The organism is Roseovarius sp. (assembly GCF_048262375.1).
Classification (GTDB): Bacteria; Pseudomonadota; Alphaproteobacteria; order Rhodobacterales; family Rhodobacteraceae; genus Roseovarius.
Genome location: NZ_JBLXFE010000005.1, coordinates 1 through 25,874, shown reverse-complemented (window position 1 = coordinate 25,874; position 25,874 = coordinate 1). Strand labels below are relative to the sequence as shown.

22 protein-coding genes, 1 tRNA gene, 1 other RNA gene and 1 pseudogene are annotated in these 25,874 nt (G+C 59.6%); 19 read left to right on the top strand and 6 right to left on the bottom strand.

From position 1 onward, the window contains the following. Positions 1–80: 80 nt before the first annotated feature. Positions 81–311: a sulfurtransferase TusA family protein gene (locus ACN0SW_RS07110; protein ID WP_417727432.1), complete on the bottom strand. Its 231-nt coding sequence runs from the start codon at positions 309–311 to the stop codon at positions 81–83. 93 nt (positions 312–404) lie between these two features. Here ACN0SW_RS07110 and ACN0SW_RS07105 point away from each other — a divergent pair, with 93 nt between their 5' ends. From ACN0SW_RS07105 to ACN0SW_RS07065, 9 genes are all read left to right on the top strand, one after another. After that, complete coding sequence (locus ACN0SW_RS07105) at positions 405–1,157, top strand: cytochrome c biogenesis CcdA family protein (protein WP_417727223.1); 753 nt, start codon at positions 405–407, stop codon at positions 1,155–1,157. 54 nt (positions 1,158–1,211) lie between these two features. Further along, positions 1,212–2,414, top strand: a complete 1,203-nt coding sequence (locus ACN0SW_RS07100) for a hypothetical protein (protein WP_417727222.1) — start codon at positions 1,212–1,214, stop codon at positions 2,412–2,414. Beyond that, complete coding sequence (locus ACN0SW_RS07095; protein WP_417727221.1) at positions 2,411–3,772, top strand: cytochrome P450; 1,362 nt, start codon at positions 2,411–2,413, stop codon at positions 3,770–3,772. Before ACN0SW_RS07100 ends, ACN0SW_RS07095 begins: the two co-directional genes overlap by 4 nt. Before the next feature lie 7 nt (positions 3,773–3,779). Continuing rightward, positions 3,780–4,132, top strand: a transfer-messenger RNA (tmRNA) gene (gene ssrA / locus ACN0SW_RS07090). A gap of 87 nt (positions 4,133–4,219) precedes the next feature. Beyond that, on the top strand, positions 4,220–5,473 hold the full coding sequence (gene chrA / locus ACN0SW_RS07085) for a chromate efflux transporter (RefSeq protein WP_417727220.1): 1,254 nt from the start codon (positions 4,220–4,222) through the stop codon (positions 5,471–5,473). 73 nt (positions 5,474–5,546) lie between these two features. Continuing rightward, positions 5,547–6,002, top strand: coding sequence for an SspB family protein (locus ACN0SW_RS07080; RefSeq protein WP_417727219.1), 456 nt, complete (start codon positions 5,547–5,549; stop codon positions 6,000–6,002). Between the two features lie 110 nt (positions 6,003–6,112). Beyond that, on the top strand, positions 6,113–7,504 hold the full coding sequence (gene fumC, locus ACN0SW_RS07075; protein ID WP_417727218.1) for a class II fumarate hydratase: 1,392 nt from the start codon (positions 6,113–6,115) through the stop codon (positions 7,502–7,504). Further along, entirely contained in the window at positions 7,501–7,683 is a 183-nt protein-coding gene (locus ACN0SW_RS07070) for a DUF4169 family protein (protein WP_417727217.1), read from the top strand. Before fumC ends, ACN0SW_RS07070 begins: the two co-directional genes overlap by 4 nt. An 85-nt stretch (positions 7,684–7,768) precedes the next feature. Beyond that, positions 7,769–8,002, top strand: coding sequence for a ribbon-helix-helix domain-containing protein (locus ACN0SW_RS07065; RefSeq protein ID WP_417727216.1), 234 nt, complete (start codon positions 7,769–7,771; stop codon positions 8,000–8,002). 45 nt (positions 8,003–8,047) lie between these two features. On the opposite strand, the gene ACN0SW_RS07060 is transcribed toward ACN0SW_RS07065, so the two are convergent. Next, positions 8,048–9,883 carry a BCCT family transporter gene (locus ACN0SW_RS07060; RefSeq protein WP_417727215.1) on the bottom strand — a complete coding sequence of 612 codons (1,836 nt, stop codon included), beginning with the start codon at positions 9,881–9,883 and terminating at the stop codon, positions 8,048–8,050. A 518-nt stretch (positions 9,884–10,401) separates the two neighbouring features. Between ACN0SW_RS07060 and ACN0SW_RS07055 the strand changes: the two are divergent. The 9 genes and pseudogenes from ACN0SW_RS07055 to ACN0SW_RS07015 all read left to right on the top strand — a co-directional run. After that, positions 10,402–10,638 (top strand): annotated as a pseudogene (locus ACN0SW_RS07055) (BCCT family transporter); the annotation flags it as partial. Positions 10,639–10,732: 94 nt separating this feature from the next. Beyond that, positions 10,733–11,953, top strand: a complete 1,221-nt coding sequence (locus ACN0SW_RS07050) for an aminotransferase class V-fold PLP-dependent enzyme (RefSeq protein WP_417727214.1) — start codon at positions 10,733–10,735, stop codon at positions 11,951–11,953. Positions 11,954–12,001: 48 nt separating this feature from the next. Then, a complete protein-coding gene (locus tag ACN0SW_RS07045; RefSeq protein WP_417727213.1) occupies positions 12,002–13,423 on the top strand; it encodes a cryptochrome/photolyase family protein in 1,422 nt (473 codons plus the stop codon). Between the two features lie 66 nt (positions 13,424–13,489). Beyond that, a complete protein-coding gene (locus ACN0SW_RS07040; RefSeq protein ID WP_417727212.1) occupies positions 13,490–14,698 on the top strand; it encodes a class I SAM-dependent methyltransferase in 1,209 nt (402 codons plus the stop codon). Continuing rightward, entirely contained in the window at positions 14,699–15,157 is a 459-nt protein-coding gene (locus ACN0SW_RS07035; protein WP_417727211.1) for a TrgA family protein, read from the top strand. Continuing rightward, complete coding sequence (locus ACN0SW_RS07030) at positions 15,133–16,257, top strand: NUDIX domain-containing protein (protein ID WP_417727210.1); 1,125 nt, start codon at positions 15,133–15,135, stop codon at positions 16,255–16,257. Before ACN0SW_RS07035 ends, ACN0SW_RS07030 begins: the two co-directional genes overlap by 25 nt. 57 nt (positions 16,258–16,314) lie before the next feature. Then, a complete protein-coding gene (locus ACN0SW_RS07025; protein WP_417727209.1) occupies positions 16,315–17,346 on the top strand; it encodes a cysteine synthase A in 1,032 nt (343 codons plus the stop codon). Beyond that, the gene (locus ACN0SW_RS07020) at positions 17,343–19,763 is read left to right on the top strand and encodes a DUF3772 domain-containing protein (RefSeq protein WP_417727208.1); all 2,421 of its coding nucleotides are present in this window, start codon (positions 17,343–17,345) and stop codon (positions 19,761–19,763) included. Before ACN0SW_RS07025 ends, ACN0SW_RS07020 begins: the two co-directional genes overlap by 4 nt. Further along, positions 19,760–20,479, top strand: a complete 720-nt coding sequence (locus tag ACN0SW_RS07015) for an alanyl-tRNA editing protein (RefSeq protein WP_417727207.1) — start codon at positions 19,760–19,762, stop codon at positions 20,477–20,479. Before ACN0SW_RS07020 ends, ACN0SW_RS07015 begins: the two co-directional genes overlap by 4 nt. Positions 20,480–20,498: 19 nt before the next feature. Here the strand turns inward: ACN0SW_RS07015 and ACN0SW_RS07010 are convergent, their stop codons facing one another. From ACN0SW_RS07010 to ACN0SW_RS06995, 4 genes are all read right to left on the bottom strand, one after another. Further along, complete coding sequence (locus ACN0SW_RS07010; RefSeq protein ID WP_417727206.1) at positions 20,499–21,179, bottom strand: aspartate/glutamate racemase family protein; 681 nt, start codon at positions 21,177–21,179, stop codon at positions 20,499–20,501. Positions 21,180–21,189: 10 nt separating this feature from the next. Further along, positions 21,190–22,485: a histidinol dehydrogenase gene (hisD, locus tag ACN0SW_RS07005; RefSeq protein WP_417727205.1), complete on the bottom strand. Its 1,296-nt coding sequence runs from the start codon at positions 22,483–22,485 to the stop codon at positions 21,190–21,192. 155 nt (positions 22,486–22,640) lie between these two features. Beyond that, a complete protein-coding gene (locus ACN0SW_RS07000; RefSeq protein ID WP_417727431.1) occupies positions 22,641–23,696 on the bottom strand; it encodes an AI-2E family transporter in 1,056 nt (351 codons plus the stop codon). A 196-nt stretch (positions 23,697–23,892) separates the two neighbouring features. Next, positions 23,893–25,503 (bottom strand): GMC family oxidoreductase, encoded by a 1,611-nt coding sequence (locus ACN0SW_RS06995; RefSeq protein ID WP_417727204.1) that lies wholly within the window; start codon positions 25,501–25,503, stop codon positions 23,893–23,895. 205 nt (positions 25,504–25,708) lie between these two features. On the opposite strand from ACN0SW_RS06995, the gene ACN0SW_RS06990 reads away from it, so the two are divergent. After that, a tRNA-Ser gene (locus ACN0SW_RS06990) sits at positions 25,709–25,798 on the top strand. Positions 25,799–25,874: the final 76 nt, after the last annotated feature.

Below are 25,874 nucleotides of genomic sequence, written 5' to 3'. Positions count from 1 at the left end.
GCAAACCGCGTACGCAGCGTACACTTTGTACACGCCGCGCCTCAATACTGAGCGCGGCGTTTGCATGCCGGGGGCGGGGATCAGGCCGTCTTGCGGATCAGGTAGGTTTGCACACCATCTGCATCGGTTGCCGAAATCAATTCATTGCCTGATTCTGCGCAGAAATGCGGGACGTCGATCACCGCGGCCGGGTCATCGGCCTGCATCGCGATCACCGCACCAATATTCATTGATTTCAAGCGCTTGCGCAGCTTGAGAACGGGCAACGGGCACAGAAGGCCGCAGGCATCAAGGGTGTCATCAGGTTTCATGCGCTCTGAGATAGCGGGCGTGTTACAGCCTGTCCACAAGGATGTGACTCTTTGCTGGGTGACGTTGGTCACCGGGCGGGTTATGTCTGACGCATGTTTGGAATCGAAATCATAGACGCGGCCCTTTTGCCCGCCATGTTTGTGGCCTTAGCCGCTGGAATCATTTCATTTTTAAGCCCTTGCGTGCTGCCCATCGTGCCGCCCTACCTTGCCTATATGAGCGGTGTGAGCCTCAGTGACCTCTCTGACAGTGGCAGCAGCCGCGCCCGCGCGGTCGTCCCGGCGCTGTTTTTTGTGCTGGGTCTCTCGACGGTGTTTATTTTCTTGGGCTTCACAGCCTCTGCGATTGGCACCGTGTTCCTGCAATACCAAAGCTATTTCAATACGATAGCTGGCGTTCTTGTGATGGCATTCGGGGCGCATTTCGTGGGCGTTTACCGGATCAAGTTCCTCGACCGCGAGGCACGGATCGACGCGGGCGACCGTGGCGGATCGTCTTTTGGGGCTTATGTGCTCGGTTTGGCCTTCGCCTTTGGCTGGACCCCCTGCATCGGCCCACAACTGGGTGCGATCCTGTCTCTGGCCGCCTCCGAAGGATCGGTCGCGCGCGGCACCATACTGCTGGCGATCTACGCCATCGGCTTGGGGGTGCCGTTCTTGCTGGTCGCCGCATTCCTGCCGCGTCTTCAAGGGCTTATGGGCTGGATGAAGCGCCATATGGAACAGATCGAGCGGGTGATGGGGCTCCTGTTGTGGACCATCGGTCTTTTGATGCTGACCGGCGGGTTCTCGGCATTTTCTTTCTGGCTCTTGGAAACCTTTCCGGCGCTCGCAATCTTAGGATAACTCCTTACGCTTGCCAGATTTCCACGCTAGGCTCTGTCCAACAAGAGGTTGGACATGAGCAGCAATGCCCCCGTGCGCCGCAGGCGCGTGTTCTATATTCCGGGCTATGATCCCATCCCGCCGCGCCGCTACCGCGAGCTCTATCGCAAGGAAAGCGTAGCGCAGGCAAGTGTTTCCGGCTATGAAATCAAGGTCTTGCCTGCCAAAGCTCAGGCGCGGTTCGGCTGGGGTGTCGCGGCGCGGATCGACGGTGCTGAGGTGCGCAGCGCCTTTGAGGTGCTGGTGTGGTCCGACATCGTCAAGAACAGCATGAATCAAGGTATCATCGCCACCTATGCCACTTTGGTTCGCACGGCGGCAATCTACATCGGCACCGGCGCGCTGTTTCGCCTGATGCGATTGCGAAAAGGTCCTGTGATTGCAGCGCTTTATCCGGTGGGCTTTCTCTTGGCGCAGCTTGGGCTCGCGCTTTTGGCGGCTTGGGGGCTTGGGCAGATCTTTGCCCTCTGGCATCCGGTCGCGGCGTGGGGAGGGCTGATCGTCGTGCCCGTCATCCTTGAATGGTTCCGGCGTCAGGATGGCCGGTTCTTTGCCTATTACCTGATGCATGATTACGCCTATTCCGCCGGGCATCTAGGGGCCAACCCGCCAGAGTTGGAGGCGCGGATGGCAGAATTTACGGCTGAGATTGCAAAGGTATTACAAGGAGATAGCGATGAGGTTCTGATCGTTGGCCACTCTTCGGGCGCACATCTGGGCGTGTCAATTCTGGCGGATCTGATCCGGGGGGGGCATGTGGCGGGGGACGGTCCTGCGCTCTCGTTCCTCAGTCTGGGGCAGGTGGTTCCGATGGTGTCGTTTCTGCCGGGCGCGCACCGGCTGCGCGCTGATCTGGCCTATCTCAGTGCGCGGGACGAGCTGACTTGGGTCGATGTGACCGCTCCCGGCGATGGCTGCGCATTTGCGCTCTGCGATCCGGTCAGTGTCACCGGCGTCGCCCCGACGGCAAAGCGGTGGCCGCTGGTGATTTCTGCGGCCTTTACCCAGACGCTGAGCCCGGAACGCTGGCGCGCCTTGCGGTGGCGCTTTTTTCGCCTGCATTTTCAATACCTCTGTGCGTTTGACCGACCTGGTGATTACGACTATTTCCGCATCACAGCTGGACCTCTGACACTGGCAGAGCGGTTCCGTGGTCGCTCTGCCTCGAAAAGCCGGATCGAGCGACCAACGTCGCGCTACACGAGCGTTGCACCATGATCCCGCCCAAACCCCCCGCGCGGTCTGATCGTGTATCACTCTGGCGTTATTTGCGACTGTTTCGGGCGGATATTCTTTCGGCGCAGCCTGCGCGGCTCTATCGGGCCTGGATGGCGGAATTTCGTACGCCGTTCTTTCGATCCTACCTCTGCAACGATACCGCGCTGATCGATCTGGTGCTGCGCGCGCGCGCCGATGATTTTCCGAAATCCACCCGTGTTTCTGAGGGCTTGCGCCCTTTGCTGGGGCAATCGGTGTTTGTCACCAATGGCGAGACGTGGAAACGGCAGCGCCGCATCATCGACCCGGCCTTTGAAGGGGGCCGGCTGCGCGATGCCTTTGCGGCGATGGTCAAGGCCGGGCAGGGATCGGTGGCGCGCCTTGCGGCTCTGGCCAATGACGAGCCCATTGAGATCGAGTTTCACACCAGCCATGTCGCCGCCGATGTGATCTTTCGCACGTTGTTCTCCCTGCCTATCGAGAACGCGACAGCGGCGGAGGTGTTCGAGCAGTTCAAGGCGCATCAGCGCACACAGCCGGTGCTCAATCTCGCGGCTTTTATCCCTTTGCCGCAATGGGTTCCCCGGTTTCACCGTCGCCAGACGCGGGCCACCGCCAGCGCTATCCGGGCGCTCATCACCGAATTGACAACCCGTCGGCGTGCCGAGATTGAAGCCGGCACCGCACCCGATGATTTGGCGACCAAGATCATGACCACCGCCGATCCAGAAACCGGAGAGCGGTTTGGAACGCAGGAAATGGTCGATCAGGTGGCGATTTTCTTTCTCGCGGGCCATGAAACCAGCGCTTCGGCCTTGGCTTGGGCGCTGTATCTTCTGGCGCTTTACCCGGATTGGCAGGACAAGGTTGCGGCAGAAGCGGAGGCGGTCTTTGGCAGCCACGCGCCGGATTTCACCGACATGTCGCGGCTGCGCATCACCCGTGACGTATTCCGCGAGACGCTGCGCCTCTATCCGCCGGTGCCGATGATGGTGCGCGAGACCACCTGTCCCGAGCGGTTTCGGGATCGCGATATCACCCCCGGCGCACAGGTTGTGATCAGCCCGTGGCATTTGCATCGGCATGAGCGGCTCTGGGACAATCCCGATGGGTTTGACCCGGCCCGCTATGGCACCGAGAATGGCAAGACCTGTCTGCGCGAGGCGTTCATCCCGTTTTCTGCCGGTCAGCGCGTTTGCACCGGGGCGGGCTTCGCGATGATCGAAGGGCCGCTTCTTTTGGCGATGCTGGTGCAGGCCTATCGGGTCAGCCCCGTGGCCGCACGCCCGCCGATGCCCGTTGCGCATCTGACGGTGCGCGGGCGCGACGGCATCTGGCTAAAACTTTTGCCGCGGTGATCCGACACCCCTTTGCAAGCAGGATCAGAGCGCCTATGTATGGGATGTCCGCGCAAGCGGACTATGGACATAAACGCGCTCGTAATAAGCGGATCGGACCCGGGGGCGGTACCCGGCGACTCCACCAAATATCCTTCATTTGGGGATCATGGGGTCGAAACAGGATCGACGAACGTCTAAAGGGGTTATGCTTTGTCCCGGTGAGGTACCACCGTTATCGGTCCGAAACGTACAGTTGCAAATGACAACCGTGCTCCGGTGGCCGTTGCTGCGTAAGCAGTAACCAAACCGAAACTTAAGCCCTTGCGCTTAGCCGCGTAAGGCGGGGTTCGCAGGCACCTGGCAACAGAAGCCTGCACTTTTACCTTAAATTTTCTGTGTAAGTCATGGAAATTACGTCGTAAAACTATATCTTGCGTGACTCCTCGTGTCAGGCGACAAAGGTGTATGAGCGCGCCGACCCTTTCCGATCTGTTTCACAGCTTTGGCCGCATCGGCCTGCTTAGCTTTGGCGGGCCTGCCGCGCAAATCTCGATGATGCATGATGAGTTGGTCGAACGGCGTGGCTGGTTGAATGAGCAGCAATTTCTAGGCGCGTTGTCGTTTTGCATGCTATTGCCGGGGCCAGAGGCGATGCAGCTTTGCACTTATGCGGGTTGGCGGCTGCGCGGGGTCTTGGGGGGCATGATCGCGGGGCTGCTCTTTGTGCTGCCGGGGGCCATGGTGATCCTCGCACTGGGGCTCGGCTATGCCATCTACGGGGATCTGCCGCTGGTGCAGGCGGTGTTTTTGGGCGTTAAGGCGGCGGTGGTGGTGATCGTGCTGCAGGCGCTGCTTAATCTGGCACGCCGCGCGCTCAAACGCGCAGACAGTTGGGTTTTGGCGGGGTTGGGCTTTGTCGCGATGTTCTTTTTGTCGGTGCCTTTCCCCTTGATCATCGCGGCGGCGGCGCTTTGGGGGGGATGGTCGCAGCGTGCAACCGCATCTGAGGCAGGTCTTGTGACCGCAGCCCCGGTGCCACTTGCCCAAACCCTCGCAACCGCCCTGACATGGGGCACCCTCTGGGCAGCGCCTGTGCTCTTGGCCTGGGGGCTAGAGGCCGCTTTCCTCGCCGATCTCGCGCTTTTCTTCAGCAAGCTGGCTGTGGTTACGTTTGGCGGTGCTTATGCAGTGCTGGCCTATATGACCGAAACAGTGGTGGCGACCAAGGGCTGGCTCTCCACCGCGGAGATGATTGACGCGCTCGGACTGGCCGAGACCACGCCGGGGCCGTTGATCCTTGTGACCGAGTTTGTGGGCCTTCTGGCTGGCTTTGCGCAGGGTGGGGCAGGGATGGCGGTGATCGCCGCATTGCTCACGCTCTGGGTCACGTTCATTCCCTGTTTTCTGTGGATTTTCACCGGCGCGCCCTATCTCGAACGCATTCTTGCCCGCCCCCGACTCAAGGGGGCTCTGGCTGGGATATCGGCGGCGGTCGTGGGAGTGATCCTGAACCTCTCAGTGTGGTTTGCGCTGCATGTGTTCTTTGATCGGGTGACGATGACCGGATTCGGGCCGCGCCCGGATTTCGGCACGTTCTCGTTGCTGGATGCCTCGTTTGTCGGGCTTGCAGCTGTGCTTTTACTGGGGTTTCGCCTGTCGATGCTGTTGGTTCTGTCGATCATGGCGGCCCTTGCCGGGGCCGTTTATGTTTTGATCTGAGCCACGCATTGCAGGTCTTTTGTTTTGCTTAGAATCCCCTATGCTGGAGTGCAGCAATTCCCCGAGGTAAAAGATGTCTCGATCAATCGACTATGGAAACCTGATGCACCGTGCCATGCGTGGCCTTATCCAAGAGGTATTGACCAAGGTGCAGGCTGAGGGTTTGCCGGGGGCGCATCATTTCTTTATCACCTTCGACACCAAACATCCCGATGCAAAGCTCGCGGATTGGCTCAAGCAACGCTACCCGTCTGAAATGACGGTTGTGATGCAGCATTGGTATGACGATCTCAGGGTGACCGATGACGGGTTTGCCGTCACCCTCAATTTCGGTGATGCGCCAGAGCGGCTCTATGTGCCCTATGACGCGATTCAGACTTTCGTAGACCCATCGGTGGAATTTGGCCTGCGGTTCGAGACGCAAGAGGTCGACGAGGATGACGAGGATCTCGACGACACCGACCCGACGGATGATGATCCAAGCCCGAACAAGGCAGAGGTGGTCAGCCTCGACAGTTTCCGTAAGTAAACTGAGGCCGGTTTAGGTGTGTGCGATCCTTTGTATTCCGTCGTATACAGTATTGATATTTTGCTCAGCTGCGGTATGAACAGGTCAATCTTGTCACGAAAGGCTTTGCCATGACCGCCACCCGCACCGAGACCGACAGCTTTGGGCCCCTTGAGGTGCCAGCCGACAAATACTGGGGGGCGCAGACGCAGCGTTCGCTCCTGAATTTCCCGATCGGTTGGGAGAAACAACCTATCGCCATCGTGCGTGCGCTTGGCGTGATCAAACAGGCCTGTGCGGTTGCCAACAAGGCCAGCGGCAAGCTTGAAGCGCGTTTGGCCGATGCCATTATCCATGCAGCGCAAGAGGTGATCGAGGGCAAGTTTGATGATAACTTCCCGCTCGTGGTCTGGCAGACCGGATCGGGCACCCAGTCCAACATGAACGCCAATGAGGTCATCGCCAACCGCGCGATTGAAATTCTGGGCGGCGTGATCGGCTCCAAGGACCCGGTGCATCCCAATGACCATGTGAACATGGGCCAATCTTCGAACGATACTTTCCCGACTGCCATGCATATCGCCGCCGCCATGACGGCGCGCGATGTGCTTTTGCCGGGTCTTGCCAAGCTGCTGACCGGGCTTGAGGGCAAGTCGGCAGAGTTCAAAGACGTCATCAAGATTGGCCGCACCCACACGCAGGATGCCACGCCGCTCACGCTGGGACAGGAATTCTCAGGTTATGCGCATCAAGTCCGGCAGGGCATCTCCCGGATCAATGCCTGCCTGCCCGGTATTTATGAACTGGCACAGGGCGGCACCGCCGTCGGCACCGGTCTGAACACCGCCAAGGGCTGGGATACGACCGTCGCCGCCAATATGGCCGAGATCACCGGTCTGCCCTTTGTCACCGCGCCCAACAAGTTCGAGGCTCTGGCGGCGCATGATGCAATGGTGTTCATGTCCGGGGCCTTGGCCACGGTCGCGGGCTCTTGTTACAAGATCGCCAATGACATCCGTTTCCTCGGCTCCGGCCCGCGCTCGGGTTTGGGTGAGCTCATTCTGCCCGAGAACGAGCCGGGATCGTCGATCATGCCCGGCAAGGTCAACCCCACCCAGGCCGAGGCGCTGACCCAAGTGGCCGCGCATGTCATGGGCAACGATGCCGCGATCAAGTTTGCCGGCTCCCAAGGCCATTTCGAACTCAATGTCTACAACCCGATGATGGCCTATAACCTGTTGCAATCCATGCAGCTTCTGGGTGATGCCGCCGATAGCTTTACCGAGAGGATGCTGAACGGGATCGAGGCCAATGGGCCGCGCATCGAAAAGCTGATGCAGGAAAGTCTGATGCTGGTGACAGCTCTGGCGCCCACCATTGGCTATGACAATGCCACCAAGGTCGCCAAGACCGCGCATAAGAACGGCACGACGCTGCGTGAAGAGGCGATTGCCCTTGGCTTTGTCGATGGCGAGACCTTTGACCGCGTGGTGCGCCCCGAAGACATGATCGGCCCGAAATGAGCGCGGGCCCGGTCAATCTGAACCGGGTGCGCAAGCAAAGGGCGCGGGCCGCGCAAAAGGCCCGCGCCGATGAGAATGCGGCGCGCTTTGGGCGCACCAAGGCGCAAAAGATGCGGGAGCAGGCCGACGCGGACAAGGCGCGCAGCGCGCTCGACCAGCATCGCCGGGACCAAGAGTGATGGCGGTTTCATCTGGCCATAAATATCTCGGGGGAGTCCCGGATCCTATCCGGGACGGGGGCAGCGCCCCCAATCTCCCTCTCCGATGAGCGCGCGCCCCATCAAACGCTCGTTGACCCTGCGTGGTCACCGTACCAGCGTGTCACTCGAGGATGCGTTCTGGCAGGCCTTTCGCGAGATTGCTGAGGAAAAAGCCGTGGCGCTGAACGTTCTGGCAGCAGAGATTGATGCAGGGCGCGGGATCGAAACGGGTCTGGCCACGGCGATCCGGCTTTATGTCTTGGCTCATTATCGGGACGGCATCTCGCAAAAGCAATAACGCCGCGCGAGGGCGCGGCGTCATCTTGTTCAGTCTATTGGGAGATTATTCTGCCGGTTGACCGGCGACCACCGCATGCTTTTCGCGCAGGTTGTCTCGATAGAGCGCCTTGGCCAGCGCCACGACCATCAGCACCATCACCATGGCAAAGGGCAGGGCGCCGATGATCATGGCGTTTTTCAGCGCCTCGAACGGATCAGCGGCAGCGCCGGAATTGCCCGCAATGATCAGCGCGCCGATCACCAGCGTCAGGATTATGCCCCAGATGATCCGATGCTTGACGCCGGTTTCCGCCTGACCACCCGACATGATCGTGTTCATCACAAGGATGCCCGAGTCCGCTGAGGTCACGAGGAAGGTCATGATCAGCACCACGCACATAATGGTGACACCCGTAAGCAACCCTCCATCGATCATAAAGCCGAGCGTGACAAAGAGCTTGTTGGTGTTGGACGCCCCGATGATGGCCCCTTGCGCCACGCCGCTGAGCTCTAGGTCGATCGCAGTGGCCCCGAGAATGGTCATCCAGGCAAAGCAGACCAGTGCCGGTGCGATGACACAACCAAGGATGAACTCCCGCACCGTGCGGCCCTTGGAAATGCGCGCCAGAAAGAGGCCGACGAAGGGAGAGAAGGCAATCCACCACGCCCAATAGAACGTCGTCCAACCTGCCTGCCAACCAAAGAGCCGCCCTTGGGCACCCGCCTCGTAAGCGGCAATTTTGGTGGCTTCTGGCAGATCTGCCGCAGGCCCGGCCAGCCCGCCGGTAAAGCCTTCAAAGCTGCCCCAGGCATTAGTCGCGCCGCCAAAAAGATCGCTTGCCAGAGGGGCTGCATCCGCTGGCAAGGCGGCTGCAAAGGAGTCAACCGAAAGCGGTCCATAGGCGTTGAAGGACAGCGATACGAAGTGCAGGATGTAATCTGCGAGCGCAGTCGCATATTTGGTCATCGCAAAAGCAAAAGAGCCAAAGACGATGAAGACGAGCAAAAGCAACATCGACAGCACGAGATTGATGTTGGACAGATACTTGATGCCGCGCCCCACACCGGAGACCGCCGACAGGATCGACATGCCCATAATCACTAGAAGGGCCGCAATCAGGCCAACGGTCGAGGGTTTCGGTGTTTCTCCCGTGGCATTCATAAGCCAGTTCATGCCGGTGACCGCATAGACGCCGTCCACGAATTGGGACACGCCAAAGCCGATCGTGACCGAGACGCCCAGAATGGTGGCCACTACGCCCAGAATATCCACCAGATCACCCAACAGCCCATTGGCTGTGCGCCCGAGAAGCGGTGTCAGTGCCGACCGGATCGTCAGAGGCATGTCGCGCGTATAGGCATAATAGGCAAGGCTGAGGCCGGTTACGACGTAGATCGCCCACGCATGAAAGCCGTAATGCGCAAAGGTATAACGATAGGCGGCCGTTACACCGTCGGCCGTGTTTCCAACCACATTGCCAGAGACGGTCTCCGGGTTCGATCCCCAGAGGCCCAATGGCTCAGCTGTGGCAAAGACCATAAGCCCCACACCCAAGCCTGCGCCAAACATCATCGAGAACCACGAGAAATTAGAGAACTCCGGCTTTTCACCTTCGCGCCCCATCATCCGTTTTCCTGTGGCAGGCAGCAGCGCCACGATGAAGAGAAAAAATGCGAACATGCCCGTTGCAAGAATATAGAAGGTATTGAAGCCCTCCAGCAACGACCAGTTGAGGCTGGACAGTGTTGCATTGGCGTTGAGCGGCCAGATCAAGGCCCAGACCACCAGCAGTGCCATTGAGGTTTTGGAAATCAGTGCAATGGGCAGGCTATAGCCCTCATAAAAGCCCTGTGGTGCGGTTTTGATCTCAAGATCGGTAAATGGTGGCTTGATACTCATCTATGACTTTCCCCTGTTCCATATCGGGTGAGCGGGGTCATTTCATGGCTCTGAAACTGGCCTTTTCCCCCTCGCGACAGTTTCCCATGTCATGTGCCAAGTATCGAGCGGGGAATACGGCGCTCAAAGTACAATTTACGACCCGCGTCGGGATGAATTGGGTCTGTTTCGGATCGGGCTTCAATGTGATTGACACCCTGCGCAGAGAAACTGAAATGGATTTCACGGCGAAACACACCGGGCGATCCTGAAAGGAATCATCCTTAAGCGACACATTGAATGTCGGTAACGTGTATTGAATTCGATGGTCAGGTTGTGCTTCGTCGGTGTGTCCTGATGGGTAATGGCGCTAAGTTTGAGTTTGTTGGGGCCGCGAGAGCGCGCAAATTTCGCCCTTTGTGATCTGCCCTTGACCCTGTGAGGCTGACGGCCGCGCCAAGTGTGTGGCCCTGCCGGATCTTGCGGCGAGCATGGGCATTGGTCTCATGTTCTTTGGGGTGTCCGAGCCCATGAGCCATTTTTCCAGCTCTCTAGCTGGCACGGCGATGGAGGGCCGCAAGGTGATCGCACCGTCCGCGCAACGCGTGTTCTGGTGCACTTTTGAAGGTGCTGTTGCCATCGTTCTGTTGATCGGCGGTGGGCTGGCAGCGCTTCAGTCGGCAGTGATCTCGACCGGGTTGCCTTTTACCTTGGTGCTGCTGGTGATGTGCTGGGCGATCTTTCGCGGCTTACAGAGCGAGAGAACAATCCTGTGAACAACCTAAGACTAATGTTCCACGGGCCGTCCTCCGGCGCTTGCGCGTCGGGGGGCTTTGTTGTTTTGTAGCGGAAAAAACGAGGGGGACACAGATGACACTCGACATCGATTTCGTGCGCGCACAATTTCCGGCCTTTGCCGAGCCGAGCCTTGAAGGGCAGGCGTTCTTTGAGAATGCGGGCGGCTCTTATACCTGTGCGCCTGTGATCGCCCGGCTGGAGCGGTATTACAGGCAGCGTAAGGTGCAGCCCTATGCACCTTACGAGGCGAGCCGTCTGGCAGGCGCGGAGATGGACGAGGCGCGGGCGCGTCTGGCAGCGATGATGGGTGTGGCCACCGATGAGCTGAGTTTCGGCCCCTCGACCACGCAGAACACCTATGTTCTGGCGCAGGCTTTTCGGCAATGGATGGAGCCGGGCGATGCTATCGTCGTGACCAATCAGGATCACGAGGCTAATTCCGGGCCGTGGCGGCGGTTGGCGGATGCGGGTTTTGAGGTCCGCGAATGGAAGATCAATCCCGAGACCGGCTTGCTTGATCCAGCGGATCTCGAAAACCTGCTCGATGACCGGGTGCGGCTGGTGTGTTTCCCGCATTGCTCGAACGTGGTGGGTGCGATCAACCCGGTGGTCGAGATCACGGCGCTTGCGCATGCGGCAGGGGCCTTTGTCTGTGTCGATGGCGTCAGCTATGCTCCGCACGGCCTGCCCGACGTGGGGGGCATGGGGCCGGATATCTATCTCTTTTCCGCCTATAAAACCTATGGCCCGCATCAGGGCGTCATGGTGATCCGGCGCGAGTTGGGTAATTTGCTGCCCAATCAGGCGCATTATTTCAACGCGGACACGCTCTATAAGCGCTTTACGCCCGCAGGCCCCGATCATGCCCAAGTCGCAGCAAGCGCCGGAATGGCAGATTATATCGACGATCTGGCAGCACATCATGGATTGTCAGGTGATCCTGTCGCGCGCGCGGCGGGTGTGCATGATCTCATGCGGTCGCATGAGACAGCGCTTTTGCAGCCGCTTCTGGATTTTCTCAAGGATCGCAATTCCGCGCGCCTATTAGGTCCGACCGATGCCACGCAAAAGGCTCCGACCGTGGCGGTCGCGCTGAATCGGTGCGGGGAAGGGGCGGCGGCGGAACTGGCCGAACATGGCATTATGGCCGGCGGTGGCGATTTCTATGCGGTGCGGCCTCTGGCGGCGATGGGTGTGGATGCCGGGCGCGGTGTTTTGCGACTCAGCTTTGTGCATTACACGACCCGCGCCGAGGTGGACAAACTCTTGACCGCACTGGATGATATTCTTTGATCCGTCCGCGCGGACGGCCCGTATACCCAGCAAAGATCGAGGCAGGGGATGACGGACAAAACACCTTCTATCGTATGGCTCAGGCGCGATTTGCGTCTGGCGGACCATCCGGCGCTCTGCGCGGCTTTGGCGGACGGCGGGCCGGTAATTGTCGTTTTCATCCATGATGAAAGTGTTGATCGGCTGGGCGCGGCCCCGAAGTGGCGTCTTGGATTGTCACTGGCATCACTGGAGCGCAGCCTAGACGAGCGAGGCAGTCGCCTGATCCTGCGCCGGGGTGACGCGCTTGGGGAATTGCGTGCGCTTGTCACAGAGACCGGGGCAGGGGCGGTGCATTGGTCACGGCTCTACGAGCCTGACGCGATTGCACGCGACAAGGTGGTGAAAGCCGCGCTGCGAGAGGAGGGCATCAAGGCCCAAAGCCATGCTGGACATCTGATGTTTGAGCCGTGGACGGTCGAGACCAAGACCGGCGGCTGTTACCGCGTCTACAGCCCGATGTGGCGCGCGGTGAAGGATCGAGAGGTGGCCGCGCCGATCAAGGCACCGGCGCACATTCCCGCCCCGGACAGCTGGCCCACCAGTGACCGTCTCGATGACTGGAGGATGGGCGCAGGCATGGTGCGCGGCGCTGAGGTCTGCCTGCCCTACCAACGCATTGGCGAGGCCGCCGCGACGGAGCGGCTGCACGCCTTTGCCGATGGTGCTATCGCGGATTACAAGGATGCGCGAAATGTCCCGGCGGTAGATGCCACATCCAACCTGTCTGAAAACCTCACTTACGGGGAAATCTCGCCGCGGCAATGCTGGCATGCCGGGCAGAGGGCATTGCATCAGGGGGCTACCGGGGCCGAGCATTGGCTCAAAGAGTTGGTCTGGCGCGAGTTTGCGTATCATCTGATGTATCACACGCCCCACATCCTGACGGGCAATTGGCGTTCCGATTGGGATGCGTTTCCGTGGGCCACTGACGCGGATCATCCAGAGGTGATTGCATGGAAGCAGGGCCGCACCGGCGAACCCTTTGTCGATGCCGCCATGCGCGAGATGTATGTGACGGGCAAGATGCACAACCGTGCACGCATGATCGTTGCCTCGTACCTCACCAAGCATCTGATGACCCATTGGAAGATTGGCCTTGAGTGGTTCGCTGATTGCCTGACGGACTGGGATCCGGCCAGCAATGCCATGGGATGGCAATGGGTGGCGGGTTGTGGACCGGATGCCGCGCCGTATTTTCGGGTATTCAATCCTGAAACTCAGCTTGAGAAGTTTGATCCTGATGGCATCTATACCCGTCGCTGGATCGCCGAGGGGCAATCGCGGCCGCCTGCCTCGGCCCTTGCCTATTTCGACGCCATTCCCCGCAGTTGGGGATTGGACCCCAAATGCCCCTATCCGGCCCGGCTGGTGGATCTTGCCCGAGGTCGGCAGCGCGCGCTCAACGCTTATGAAAACAGGGGGTTTTGATAGATGAACGCCCTAACCGCTGGCACGACGCTTGCTGCAATATCTCAAGACAAAGGGACAGATCGCATGTTTCTGACCGATACCAATGGCCAGACTGGCCTGCCACGCTATTTCGCCCGCTGCTTTGACGTTGCCCGTCATATCGAATCCGGTCGGCTCGATATCCGCCTGCCCGATGGTCGTGTGTTTCGCGCCGAGGGGCGACGTCCCGGACCGGTGGCGGAGCTTGATATACATGACGCGGACGTCTTTGCGCGGCTGGTGCGCGAGGGGTATCTGGGGTTTTGTGAGGCCTATCTTGATGGGGATTGGTCAACGCCCGATCTTCAGGCCTTTATGGACCTGCTCAACGATGACAATGACGGGATCTACAGTGGCTATCCCGGTCAACGTGTGGCGCAAATTTACGAGCGCATCCGGTTCTGGTTCAAGCGCAATTCCAAGACCCAAGCGCGGCGCAATATCAGCTATCATTACGATTTGGGAAATGAGTTTTATAGCCTCTGGCTGGACGACACGATGACCTATTCCAGTGCGCTCTTTCAGCCGGGTCAAAACAGTCATGAACAGGCACAAATCGCCAAATACGCCAGTATGGTTGATCAGATGGGTGTCAAGCCCGGCGATCATGTTCTGGAAATAGGTTGTGGGTGGGGCGGGTTTGCCGAATATGCCGCCAAGGAGCGTGGCTTGCGCGTGACCGGTCTTACAATCAGCGCAGAACAGTTGAAATACGCGAGCGAGCGGATCGCTCAGGCCGGGCTGTCTGATCGGGTCTCGCTGAAATTGCAGGACTACCGCGACGAGCGGGGCACCTATGACGGAATTGCCAGTATCGAGATGTTTGAAGCGGTAGGGGAACGTTATTGGCCAGTTTTCTTTGATAGCTTGCGTGAACGTCTGAACCTTGGTGCGCGGGCCACGCTCCAGATCATCACGGTCGGGGATATGCGGTGGGAAAGCTATCGAACCGATGTTGATTTCATCCAGAAATACATCTTTCCAGGAGGCATGCTGCCGAGTCCTACGGTCTTGCGAGCCGAGATCGAACGCGCCGGGCTGAGCGTTGCGCGGTCAATTGAATTTGGCCAAAGCTATAGTCAGACCCTGCGCCTCTGGCATCAGAGCTTTAACGATAAATGGGATCAAATCGCCGAGATGGGCTTTGACGAGCGGTTTCGCCGGATGTGGAATTTCTACCTGACCTCTTGCGCGGGGGCCTTTAAAGGGGGTAGTTGCGATGTGACGCAGATTACCATCGCAAGGCCCGGATAGATGCCAGTTACAGATCACATGCCCACTGCCGGACGGCTGGCCGCAGCGATCGGCCTTGGGGTCTTGGGATGGTTCGGATCAGAGATGTTTAGACCGCTCATGCCTGCGGATACGAATTTCGGATGGTTCAACGAAGTTAACGTCGTGCTTGGGGCGATTTGTGGCTGGCGGGTAACCGGCACAAGGTTGGGTTTCGGTTATGCTGAAGGGTTCAGCGCGGGGCTGACCGGAACGGGCGCGTTGGTGTTTTGGGCGCTTTTCCTCCAGAGCCTGAATGAAATGCTGAAACGGGCGCTCGAAAATCGCTATGATGGGGTGATCGAGGGGCTGACCTCAATGTTTGAATTGATCGTCGACTATGGCAGCGTGATGATCAACGGCCCGCTGATAGGGTTGCTTGTCACGGGTGGGATTGTGGTCGGAGTCATATCGGAGTGGATTTCGCGTCGGTGGTCGTGATGCCCCCGGTCTTTGTCTATGGTCCCTTGGCCAACCTCTGCGTTCTTCATGCCTTTTCTTGTGTTGCCGTTGCTGCTGAGGCGCGGGCCGAAGGGGTGCAGATCACTTGCGCTGACGTCCCCTTGCCCTTGGCGGGGCTGGCGCCGGGGACGGGGGCCGTCGATGGCTTGCTGGTGGACGACCCCCGGATGGTCAAAACTCTGGTATTCGTGGCCGGGGCTCTTGGCTTGGGGTCGGCGCAGCCCCTTACCGTATCGTGTGGTGGCAGGCCCTGTGCAGCGCAGGTTTTTCCCGGGCAGCCGGGGTGCCTTGCCTGGGATTCCGAGGCTTGGGGCAGGCGATATGCGCGGATTCTGAGTCATGCAGTGCAAGAGATCATATGCCTCAAGGACCAGGTTCCGATTGGGGATTTCGCCAGCCGTTTACCCATGATCCTGTCGCGTGCCGGGGCGCGGGTCGCGGCCACCACGTCCGTGCCTGCCGATCTGCGCAGCGCGACAGGGGCCCACACGGTAGAGGAAGTCGGTTGCGAAATCACCTATGCCGGGTTTTTTCTGTCCCGCGCCTATACGTTGCGCCACCCGCGTTTTGACGGCACGCTCAGCGCCACGATCCGGCGCGAGGTGTTCGTGGCCTCCGACGCCGCCTTGGTGCTGCCGTATGATCCGATCCGTGACCGGGTCTTGTTGGTGGAACAATTCCGCATGGGCCCCTATGGCCGCGGTGATCCGCTGCCATGGATGCTGGAACCGGTGGCTGGGCGGATCGACGGCGGGGAGACCCCGGAGGCGGCTGCGCTCCGTGAATGCCGGGAAGAGGCAGGGCTGAATTTGCAAGAGTTAGAGCCGATTTCATCCCATTACTGCACGCCCGGATACTCAACAGAGGTGTTCCATCTTTTCCTTGGAATTTGCGATTTGCCCGATACCGATAAGAGGCAGGGCGGGTTGGCCACCGAACATGAGGATATTCGAACCCATGTGATTGATTTTGCGCGCGCGATGACGCTGGTTCAAACCGGCGAGGCCAATAATGGGCCGCTCGTTCTCAGTCTGCTCTGGCTTGAGCGTGAACGTGCAAGGCTGCGCGCATCTGCTTGAGTTCCATATCTCTAGCGCCTAAACCGAAATTACACTCTGACCACAGGAGCATAAGAGATGCGCATTGCACAGGATCTGGCCGCAGCCGTGGGGAACACGCCCCTTATTCGTCTACGTCGTGCCAGCGAGGAAACCGGCTGTGAAATCTTGGGCAAATGCGAGTTTCTAAATCCCGGCCAATCGGTCAAGGACCGTGCCGCGCTTTTTATCATCCGTGACGCGATCGCGCGCGGTGATCTGAAACCCGGCGGCACGATTGTCGAAGGCACGGCTGGCAATACCGGTATCGGTCTTGCCCTCGTCGGGGCATCGCTTGGGTTCAAGACAGTGATCGTCATTCCGGAAACCCAAAGCCAGGAAAAAAAGGACATGCTGCGCCTTGCCGGGGCCGATCTGGTTCAGGTGCCCGCCGCGCCCTATTCAAATCCGAATAACTTTGTACGCTATTCCGAGCGTTTGGCAGCGGAACTGGCGAAAACCGAACCCAATGGCGTGATCTGGGCCAATCAATTCGACAACGTCGCAAACCGTCAATCCCATATCGAAACTACGGGACCCGAGATATGGGATCAGACCGGCGGCAAGGTCGACGGGTTTATCTGCGCGGTGGGGTCGGGCGGCACGCTGGCGGGCGTTGGCATGGCGTTGCAGCCTAAGGGCGTCAAGGTCGGTATCGCTGATCCAATGGGCGCCAAGCTCTATTCCTACTATACTACGGGCGAATTGGCGAGCGAAGGCTCGTCCATCGCCGAAGGCATCGGTCAGGTGCGTATTACCGCCAATCTCGAAGGGTTTGCCCCAGATTTCGCCTGTCAGGTGCCCGATTCCGAGGCGCTGCCCATCGTGTTCGACCTCTTGCAGCACGAGGGGCTGTGCATGGGTGCGTCGACAGGCGTCAATATCGCGGGGGCCATGCGGATGGCCCGCGAAATGGGGCCGGGCCATACCATCGTGACGATCCTTTGCGATTATGGCACGCGCTATCAGTCCAAGCTGTTCAATCCCGAATTCCTGCGTGCCAATAACCTGCCCGCGCCCGAATGGCTGGATCAGGCGCCGCGCTCGATTCCGGGAGTTTTCGCAGAGTGACACGTGTCCTGCGGCAACTCTGTCTGATTGTTTGTCTCGCGTTTGGGGGTGTTGTTCTACACCCGTCAACGGTGCTGGCGCAGGGGCAGCATTCGCCCGATGCATTGGACTACGTCGCTTGGGGGGAACTTGCGGCCAGCGCGGATGAGACAATTGCCAAAGGCGAGACGACGACCGAGGAACTGGAAAGCCTGCGCGGCGAGATCAATGACTGGCGGCAGAAATTTGTGATCGCGCAGGACAGCAACGCGGCAGCGATCCGAACGGTCCGCGATCAGATTGCTGCCTTGGGGCCAACCCCCGAGAGCGGTGAGGAACCCGAAAACATCACGGCAGAGCGTGACGAGCTGCAACGCCGTCTTACGCGGTTGGAAGCCCCTGTAAAGCTCGCGGATGTCGCCCGTAGTCGCGCAGAGGTGTTGGTTGCCAGCATAGATGGCGCGATCCGGGACCGCCAGACCGAGGCGTTGTTGCGGCTGGGACCGTCGCCGGTTAATCCGCTACACTGGCCAGAAGCCGTCAAGACACTCTACCGAGCGGCTGAAACCGTGCGCGGCGAGACCGTGAAAAATTGGCAGAGTGCTTTTCGCCGCGGCCGTTTTACCGACAATCTTCCGGGCGTGTTTTTGCTGAGTTTTCTAGGCCTCGTGCTGATGTCGCGGGGGCGTTTCTGGACGACGCGACTGTCTGCGCGTGTGCTGACGAGCGCACCCACTGCTGGCCGCCAGCTTGTAGCCTTTGCGATATCTCTGGGTGAATGGCTGTTGCCCTATCTTGGTGTCATGGCGCTGGTTTCTGCGGCCACCATTGCCGGAGTTTTGGGGCCCAAAGGCAACTTGGTGGTGAGTTCTGTCCCCTCTGCCGTGTTCATCTTTCTGTTGGCGCGCTGGCTGGCGTTGCGCATATTTCCGCGCGATGATCTGCAATTGCCGCTGCTGTCGCTTGAGAGCGCCGAACGTTACTCGGGACGGCTCTGTGGCGCCATGCTGGGGCTGGTGGTGGCGGGTTTTGCCTACGTTCGTGATTTGGCGGATGGGTTTGGTTGGTCCGAAGAGGCGCGGAATGTCCTGATTTTTCCGATGATGGTGCTGGCTTCTTTGCTCTTGTTGAGGCTGGCCAAACTGCTGATGCGCCACAGCCGTCCGCAATCGGACGAGTCCGAAACCGAACAGACCTTCCGCAGCAAGCTGGTGCGGATTCTGGCGCGGGCGCTTTGGGCGCTGGCGATCTTTGCACCGCTTCTCTCGGCCATTGGCTATATGTCCGCCGCCGAGGCGATGATGCTGCCCGCACTTTTGTCGCTGATGATGATTGCGGCGCTCTTGTTGTTGCAGCGCGTTTTGACCGAAGTCTACATCATGCTGCGGGGCAATGCGAAGAGTGCAGAGGATTCGCTCTTTCCCGTGCTTCTGGGCTTTGTTTTCGTGCTGGCCTCGGTGCCAATCTTTGCTCTCATCTGGGGCGCTCGACCCGCGCAATTGCACGAAGCATGGCTGCATTTTACCCAAGGGGTCAGCTTTGGCGGAATCACCATATCACCGACCGGGTTTCTCACGCTCGCGGTGGTATTTACCGTGGGATATCTCATCACACGGCTCATTCAGGGCACGCTCAAGAATTCGATCCTGCCCAAAACCCGGCTCGATATGGGGGGACGGAATGCGATCGTGTCGGGGGTTGGCTATGTCGGAATTTTCCTCGCTGCGCTGATCGCGGTTACAAGTGCGGGAATTGATCTGAGTTCGTTGGCGATTGTCGCGGGTGCACTCTCGGTCGGCATCGGTTTTGGCTTGCAAAACATCGTCTCCAACTTTGTCGCTGGCATCATATTGTTGATTGAGCGACCGATTTCCGAAGGTGACTGGATTGAGGTGGGCGGCCAGCATGGCTATGTGCGCTCAATCTCGGTGCGGTCCACCCGGATTGAGACCTTTGACCGGACCGATGTTATCGTTCCAAATGCCGATTTTGTGAGCGGAACAGTCACGAATTACACGCGCGGCAACACCGTTGGCCGGGTCATTGTGCCTGTTGGTGTGGCCTATGGGACCGATACCCGCCGTGTCGAAAAGATCCTGCGAGAGGTGGCCGAGGCGCATCCGATGGTTTTGATGCAGCCGCCGCCAACGATCCTGTTCCAGAATTTTGGCGCCAGCTCGCTCGATTTCGAGATCCGCGCGATCCTGCGGGATGTGAATTGGGTCTCGAGCGTCAAATCGGACATGAACCATGAAATTGCCCGTCGTTTTGCCGAAGAGGGCATCGAAATTCCCTTCCCGCAACAGGATGTCTGGTTTCGCAATGCGGCCAGCATGCCCCAAGGGCGCCCGGTGAACCCCGAAGCCCAGACCAGCAACGCTCCGGCTGGCCTGACCGACGGCGATGTCGACGGCGACGGCGGCGGAGACGGGCGATGAGCGTACTCCTGTTTCGGCAAGACGCCTATCGGACCGAGGCCAACGCGGTTGTAATAGCCCACACACCCGAAGGCGGTGTGGTGCTGGATCAGAGCCTCTTTTATCCCACCGGTGGCGGGCAACCGGGCGACAGCGGTCGGTTGATGTGGCAGGGGCGCGCCCTGCCGATTGCGACGGCAGTCAAGACCGAAGGCGACCAAATCGCGCTGGTGGCGTCCGAGCCGCAGGCCTTACCGCCCATCGGCACCACATTGCAACAGGTGATTGACTGGCCCCGGCGGCATCGCTTTATGCGGATGCACACAGCCCTTCACCTGTTGTCGGTGGTGATCCCCCTGCCGGTTTCGGGTGGGGCTATTTCCGAGGGGCGTGGTCGTCTCGATTTTGATATGCCTGAGGCCCCGACCGACCGAGACATGCTTGAGGACTATCTCAACCAGTTGGTTGATCGCGACCTGCCTGTGACCGAGGACTGGATCACCGATGACATGCTGCGCGCCAATCCGGGGCTGGTCAAGACCATGTCCGTGGCTCCGCCTATGGGATCGGGGCGCGTGCGTCTGGTGCGGATCGGGCAGGGGACGGATCAAGTCGATCTGCAGCCCTGCGGCGGTACTCATGTGGCGCGAACCGGCGAAATCGGCCGTCTCAGACTGGGTAAGTTCGAGAAGAAAGGCCGACAGAACCGACGGGTTTATCTACATCTGGATGGCTGAAACAGTCGCACGGGCACGCTCAGTTGAGTGCAAAGGCTGCAATCGCTTGTGTGAGGCAATCAAGGCTGTCGGTATAGGGCACCTCGTCCGGCAAGGCGTCCGTCATAAGGGACAATTCCGTACAGGCGACCAACAGGTGATCCGCCCCTTGGACCAAGAGTGCCTGCGCCTCTTGTGCGAGGCGGGGTTTTAGGACGGCTGCGGCCTCACCTGCCTTTACGGCACGGATGATCCCGAGAAGGCGGCTGTCGTCGTTCAAAAACAGCGGCGTTAGCCCATGCGCGGCGAATGGCGCGTCAAACACCCCTGCCAGACGAGTGGCCGGTGATGCCAAAAGACCCACGCGGTCTGCGCCCTGCGCAGCCAATGAGGCCGCCGTCAGGTCGAGCATGTTGAGAAAGGGCAAGGGCGTGGCAGCCACTACGACGGGTGAGTAGTGATGGGCGGTATTGCACGGCATGGCAAGCGCCTCCGCCCCGGCTGCGTGCAGATCGCGCGCCATCCGGGCCAGGGTCGGTCCGGGGTCTTCTCCGGTCCCCTCAATCAGTGCTTTGATGCGACTGGGCACCTGTGGGTTCTGGTGCACAATGAGGGGGATATGATCGCTGTCGTCGCGTGCGGGCACTGCGCCAAGCAGTTTTTGCATCAGGAGGATGGTCGCTTCGGGGCCCATGCCCCCCAGAATGCCAACGGTTTTCATATTTGGGTCTTTAGCCTGTTGAGGTTGCCGCAGCGGGTGCGGGGGGCATGCGGATATCGGCGCTGCGGGCGTGCCCTTCCATCCGTTCGGCGCGGCTCAGGCTGGCAGTGACGCGCGCCAGATCGGGAAGCGCGCGATCGTCCACCTCTTGCCAGGTAACGGTCTTCAGGAACTTGTGCACCGAAAGCCCCCCTGTATAGCGCGCAGCCCCGGACGTGGGCAAGACGTGGTTGGGACCGGCCGCCTTGTCACCAAAGGCAACGGTCGTGTTCTCGCCTAGAAAGAGCGAGCCATAGGCGCACAGGCGGTCGCGCCACCATGGCAGATCTCGGGCCTGAACGTGCAGGTGTTCTGGGGCCTTTGTATCAGCATATTGCGCCATATCCTCAATCGTGTCGCAGAGCACCACCTCCGCCAGATCGCGCCACGCGGCAGTGGCGGCGCTGCGGTTAGGCTCTGGCAGGCTGGCGATGAGGGCGGGCACATGGGCAATCACCGCTTTGGCCAAGGGCAGATGCGTCGTGGCGAGCCATACCGGAGAATTGGCCCCGTGTTCAGCCTGTCCGACCAGATCGGCGGCAACGGTTTCGGGGTCAGCTGTGTCATCGGCAAGGATCAGGCTGTCGGTGGGGCCTGCGAACATGTCGATGCCGATGGGACCAAACAGTTGCCGCTTGGCCTCGGCGACATAGGCGTTGCCGGGGCCAACGAGAATATCAGCCGCCGGCGCGCCAAAAAGACCAAAGGCCATGGCGGCGATGCCCTGCACCCCGCCAATGGTCAGAATACGCGTGGCCCCGGCCAGATCCATGGCAAAGAGCATCGCATCAGGAATGCCTTGATCGCCGCAGGGCGGGGAACAGGCAGTAATGTCCGCCACCCCCGCCTCGCGGGCCGTGGCAATGGTCATAAGCGCAGACGCAATATGGCTATAGCGGCCGCCGGGCACATAGCATCCCGCCGCCTGAAGCGGGATCTGGCGCTGACCCGCACGCAGGCCAGGACGCAGTTCAATCTCCATGTCCTGCGCCGTGGCGCGTTGGGCGGCGGCAAAGCGTGAGATATTGTCATGCGCCCAAATGATGTCGTCCTTGAGCGACTGCGGCACGCGCGCGGATGCTGCATCAATTTCGGCACGAGTGACGGTGATGGCCCCCTGCCAGCCGTCCAGTTGCCGGGCATATTCCAGCGCCACCTGCGCACCGCCGGTCCGCAACCGCGTCAGCATGATCTGAACAGTATCAGCCACATCTTGAGCGGTCTGTTCGGGCTCGCCGGGGGCAGTTTTCAGGTGGGTTATGGGCATGACATGGACTCCTTTCCCCAGAGCAATGCGGCGCGTTGCGCCTTGGGGCAAGGAATTTGCCGGAATGGTGGTCCGGTTTTTTTAGGCGCTGAAAGGTGGTTTCGGGATTTCCGAAAAGACATGCGTCAGGGTCTGCTTTGCAGCAGTCCTAAGTGTCAGCCCCGACGCCGCGCCGGAGCATCAAGATCCCGGTCGGTTTCAGGCAAACCTTCGCGTGACAAAAGCACGGCGATGGCCCGGAAGCCCGGAACATGGCTGCACACGATCATCAGCGCGACCATGATCGGAACCGCCAGAAACATTCCCGGTATTCCCCACACCGCCGCCCAGAACGCGAGGCTGATGATAATGCCAAAGGACGATACCCGTAACGCACGCCCCATCAACATCGGATCGATGACATTGCCGTTCGTGAACTGGATCATCCCCACCAGCAGGAAAATCACCAGCGCCATGGTGCCATCGGCCAGCTGTACATAGGCCACCAATGCCACAAGCACCGTCGCCACAATCGACCCGATTGAGGGGATGTAATTGAGCACGAAAGTCAAAATGCCCAAGGCCCCCGCAAGATCAAGCGCAAAGAAGCGCGCGACGCCATATACCATCAGTCCCGTGACCACGCTGACGAGGGTCTTGACCAGCAGGTAATAGTTCACTCGGTGGATGATCGAATTGACAATCCGTCCCACCCGTTCGGCCTGTTTGGCGTCCCCAAAGAGGCTCTCGAGCTTAGTGGTGAACCAGATCCGTTCGGCAAAGAGAAAGCCTACAAAGAGGATCACCAGAACCGTGCCCTGCATGATGCCACCAGCCTGCCCGGCAAGGGTGCGCAGATAGCCTGCCACGTCCAGAGTCGAGACCGCGTTGAACACCGCCTTTTCAGCATCCGGCCCCAGCCAAGCCACCATGGCCGAGATCGCCTGCGGGGCCCGGTCTGTATAGGCCAGCGTGGTCGAGAGCACTGTGTTGAGCTGCGACAGGATCACCGCCGAGAGGCTCAGCAGCGCCGCAGAGATCAGCAAGAGGGCCACAATGCTTGCCAGCCAGTTGGGAATCCGCACCGGCCCCAGCCGCAGCCGCGCGATGGAATTGATCGCATCCGAGGTCAGACTGAATAGGATGATCGCAGTGGCCAGTGAAATCAGCAGAAATCTGGCTTGTACCAACAGAAACAAGACCACCGCAAAGGCGATAATGATCTGAGCCACGGTGCGGATGCGCTGTAATTCCGATGTGTTTGCGCTGTGCTGCGTATCGTGATCTTTTGGGGTCACCGTATGGCCTGTCCTTGGTGTGCTTTCGGCCAGAGTATCGGGAATTTCCCGAGACGTGACAATCGTCGAAACCAGTCTTTACACGTTAAAATCTGGCATTTCTCCGCCCTGTTGTGTTTTCGGGTGAGGATCAGGCGTCCTCGAGGATCAGATCCGCCGCCCGCCACGCCAACATCATCGTGGGCGCATTGGTGTTCCCAGAGGTGATATTGGGAAAGACCGAGGCATCGACCACCCGCAGCCCCGTGGTCCCATGCACCCTGAGGCGCGGATCGACCACCGATTGCTCTGCGCTCTCTCCCATCCGGCAGGTTCCCACTGGATGAAACACCGTGCCACAGCGTTTGCGAAAATCAGCGAGGATTGCTGCATCGTCCATTGTACGAAGATCCTCGTACATCGCGCTTTCAACCAGCCCGCTCAGGGCGTTTGTGGATATCAGATTCTGACAGAGCCGCCCTCCGGCCACGACTTGTGCACGGTCTTCTTCGGATGCCAGCGAATTGGGTTGGATCAGCGGTGGGGCCTCTGGATCAGGGCCGCTGATATCTATCCGGCCCCGGCTGGTCGGGCGCGATGGTTGAAAACAGATGATGAACCCTGGAAAAGGGTCTGGCCGCACCACAGAGCGCGTGCCCTCAGGCGTGGTCGTATAGGTGACTGGGTTGAAGTAGAGTTGCTGATCAGGTCGATTTTGACCGGGGCGGGATCGAAAGAACCCACCGCATTGATTGACCGACAGCGCCAAGGGCCCGCGCCGCGTAAACGCAAAGCGCAACGCTGCACGCACTTTGCCAAAGAACGGTGCCAGATCGTTGTTGAGCGTGCGTTCCGTCGCGCGAAAATAGTAATTGATCCCCAGATGGTCCTGCAAATTTCCGCCAACATGCGGCGCATCCAGCAGAGGCGTGATGCCATGCCTGCGCAACAGATCCACCGGGCCGATCCCCGACAGTTGCAGCAGGCGTGGCGAAGTGACCGCCCCCGCACTCAGAATGATCTCGCGCCCGGCGCGCGCCACATGGGCCTGCGTGCCCCGCCGATAATGCACCGCTACCGCGCGCGTGCCGTCGAACTCGATCCGCTCGACCAGGGCATGGGTCACCAGTGTCACTGTGCTGCGCTTCAGTGCTGGTCTGAGACAGGCTCGGGCCGAGGAATTTCGCAAACCGCCAGCTGTGTTGATCCGATAGACGGCCCCACCTTCCCCGGAGGGATCGTTTATGTCCTCCGTGCGCGGCAATCCCAACTCGTCTATTGCTGCGAAATAATGACGATTGACCGGATGGATTTGGTCCGACACATCCTGAACCGTAATCGGCCCGCTACCACGTCGTGTTCCATCTGGTGCAACCTGTGTCTCTAGGGCCTCATAGGTCTGGCGCACAGTTTTCCATCCCCAGTCGGTGGCGCCTGCGGCCTCCCAATCATCGAAATCATGCGGTAATCCGCGCGCATAAACCAATGCGTTGATCGCGCCTGATCCGCCCACGGTTTTGCCGCGGGGCCAATAGCCTCGTCGCCCGTCCAGTGCTTCTTCCGGCTCGGACTCGTATTTCCAGTTTACCCGGTCGTCGAAAAAGGTTTTGCCATAGCCAAGGGGCAGGGCGATCCATGGGCTACGTCCTCGACCACCTGCCTCTAGAATCAATACACGGTAGCGACCGTTTGCGCTCAGACGGTCTGCCAGAATAGACCCGGCAGAGCCTGAGCCGATGATTATGAAGTCATGCTCCGTCACGGCTGCTCCTGCTTATGTCTTTTGCCCGCACATCAGCGTTACAAAAGCGATCCGTCATCAAAATGCCAAAAAGCGGCAGTGGTAACAAATTCCCGACAGAACCTTGCATTAATCGTCCCTTGAGAGACAACCCCAGCTTTTCCCGCAGTGGGGTGCAATCTCCCCCTTGCAAACCCCGCCCTCCTGCGGCTAGAACCCGCCCGATGGAGCGGTGGCCGAGTGGTCGAAGGCGCACGCCTGGAAAGTGTGTAGGCGGGGAACCGTCTCGAGGGTTCGAATCCCTTCCTCTCCGCCACTTGCACAGTGCAAAACCGAAAACAGGTCCCTCGCGGGGCCTTTTTCTTTATGTGCCAAAGGGGTTTGCAGGGACC

Coding starts and splice junctions, on each gene's coding strand:
- ACN0SW_RS07110 (WP_417727432.1), bottom strand. CDS start 311: ATGAAACCTGATGACACCCTTGATGCCTGCGGCCTTCTGTGCCCGTTG.
- ACN0SW_RS07105 (WP_417727223.1), top strand. CDS start 405: ATGTTTGGAATCGAAATCATAGACGCGGCCCTTTTGCCCGCCATGTTT.
- ACN0SW_RS07100 (WP_417727222.1), top strand. CDS start 1,212: ATGAGCAGCAATGCCCCCGTGCGCCGCAGGCGCGTGTTCTATATTCCG.
- ACN0SW_RS07095 (WP_417727221.1), top strand. CDS start 2,411: ATGATCCCGCCCAAACCCCCCGCGCGGTCTGATCGTGTATCACTCTGG.
- chrA (WP_417727220.1), top strand. CDS start 4,220: ATGAGCGCGCCGACCCTTTCCGATCTGTTTCACAGCTTTGGCCGCATC.
- ACN0SW_RS07080 (WP_417727219.1), top strand. CDS start 5,547: ATGTCTCGATCAATCGACTATGGAAACCTGATGCACCGTGCCATGCGT.
- fumC (WP_417727218.1), top strand. CDS start 6,113: ATGACCGCCACCCGCACCGAGACCGACAGCTTTGGGCCCCTTGAGGTG.
- ACN0SW_RS07070 (WP_417727217.1), top strand. CDS start 7,501: ATGAGCGCGGGCCCGGTCAATCTGAACCGGGTGCGCAAGCAAAGGGCG.
- ACN0SW_RS07065 (WP_417727216.1), top strand. CDS start 7,769: ATGAGCGCGCGCCCCATCAAACGCTCGTTGACCCTGCGTGGTCACCGT.
- ACN0SW_RS07060 (WP_417727215.1), bottom strand. CDS start 9,883: ATGAGTATCAAGCCACCATTTACCGATCTTGAGATCAAAACCGCACCA.
- ACN0SW_RS07050 (WP_417727214.1), top strand. CDS start 10,733: ATGACACTCGACATCGATTTCGTGCGCGCACAATTTCCGGCCTTTGCC.
- ACN0SW_RS07045 (WP_417727213.1), top strand. CDS start 12,002: ATGACGGACAAAACACCTTCTATCGTATGGCTCAGGCGCGATTTGCGT.
- ACN0SW_RS07040 (WP_417727212.1), top strand. CDS start 13,490: ATGTTTCTGACCGATACCAATGGCCAGACTGGCCTGCCACGCTATTTC.
- ACN0SW_RS07035 (WP_417727211.1), top strand. CDS start 14,699: ATGCCAGTTACAGATCACATGCCCACTGCCGGACGGCTGGCCGCAGCG.
- ACN0SW_RS07025 (WP_417727209.1), top strand. CDS start 16,315: ATGCGCATTGCACAGGATCTGGCCGCAGCCGTGGGGAACACGCCCCTT.
- ACN0SW_RS07015 (WP_417727207.1), top strand. CDS start 19,760: ATGAGCGTACTCCTGTTTCGGCAAGACGCCTATCGGACCGAGGCCAAC.
- ACN0SW_RS07010 (WP_417727206.1), bottom strand. CDS start 21,179: ATGAAAACCGTTGGCATTCTGGGGGGCATGGGCCCCGAAGCGACCATC.
- hisD (WP_417727205.1), bottom strand. CDS start 22,485: ATGCCCATAACCCACCTGAAAACTGCCCCCGGCGAGCCCGAACAGACC.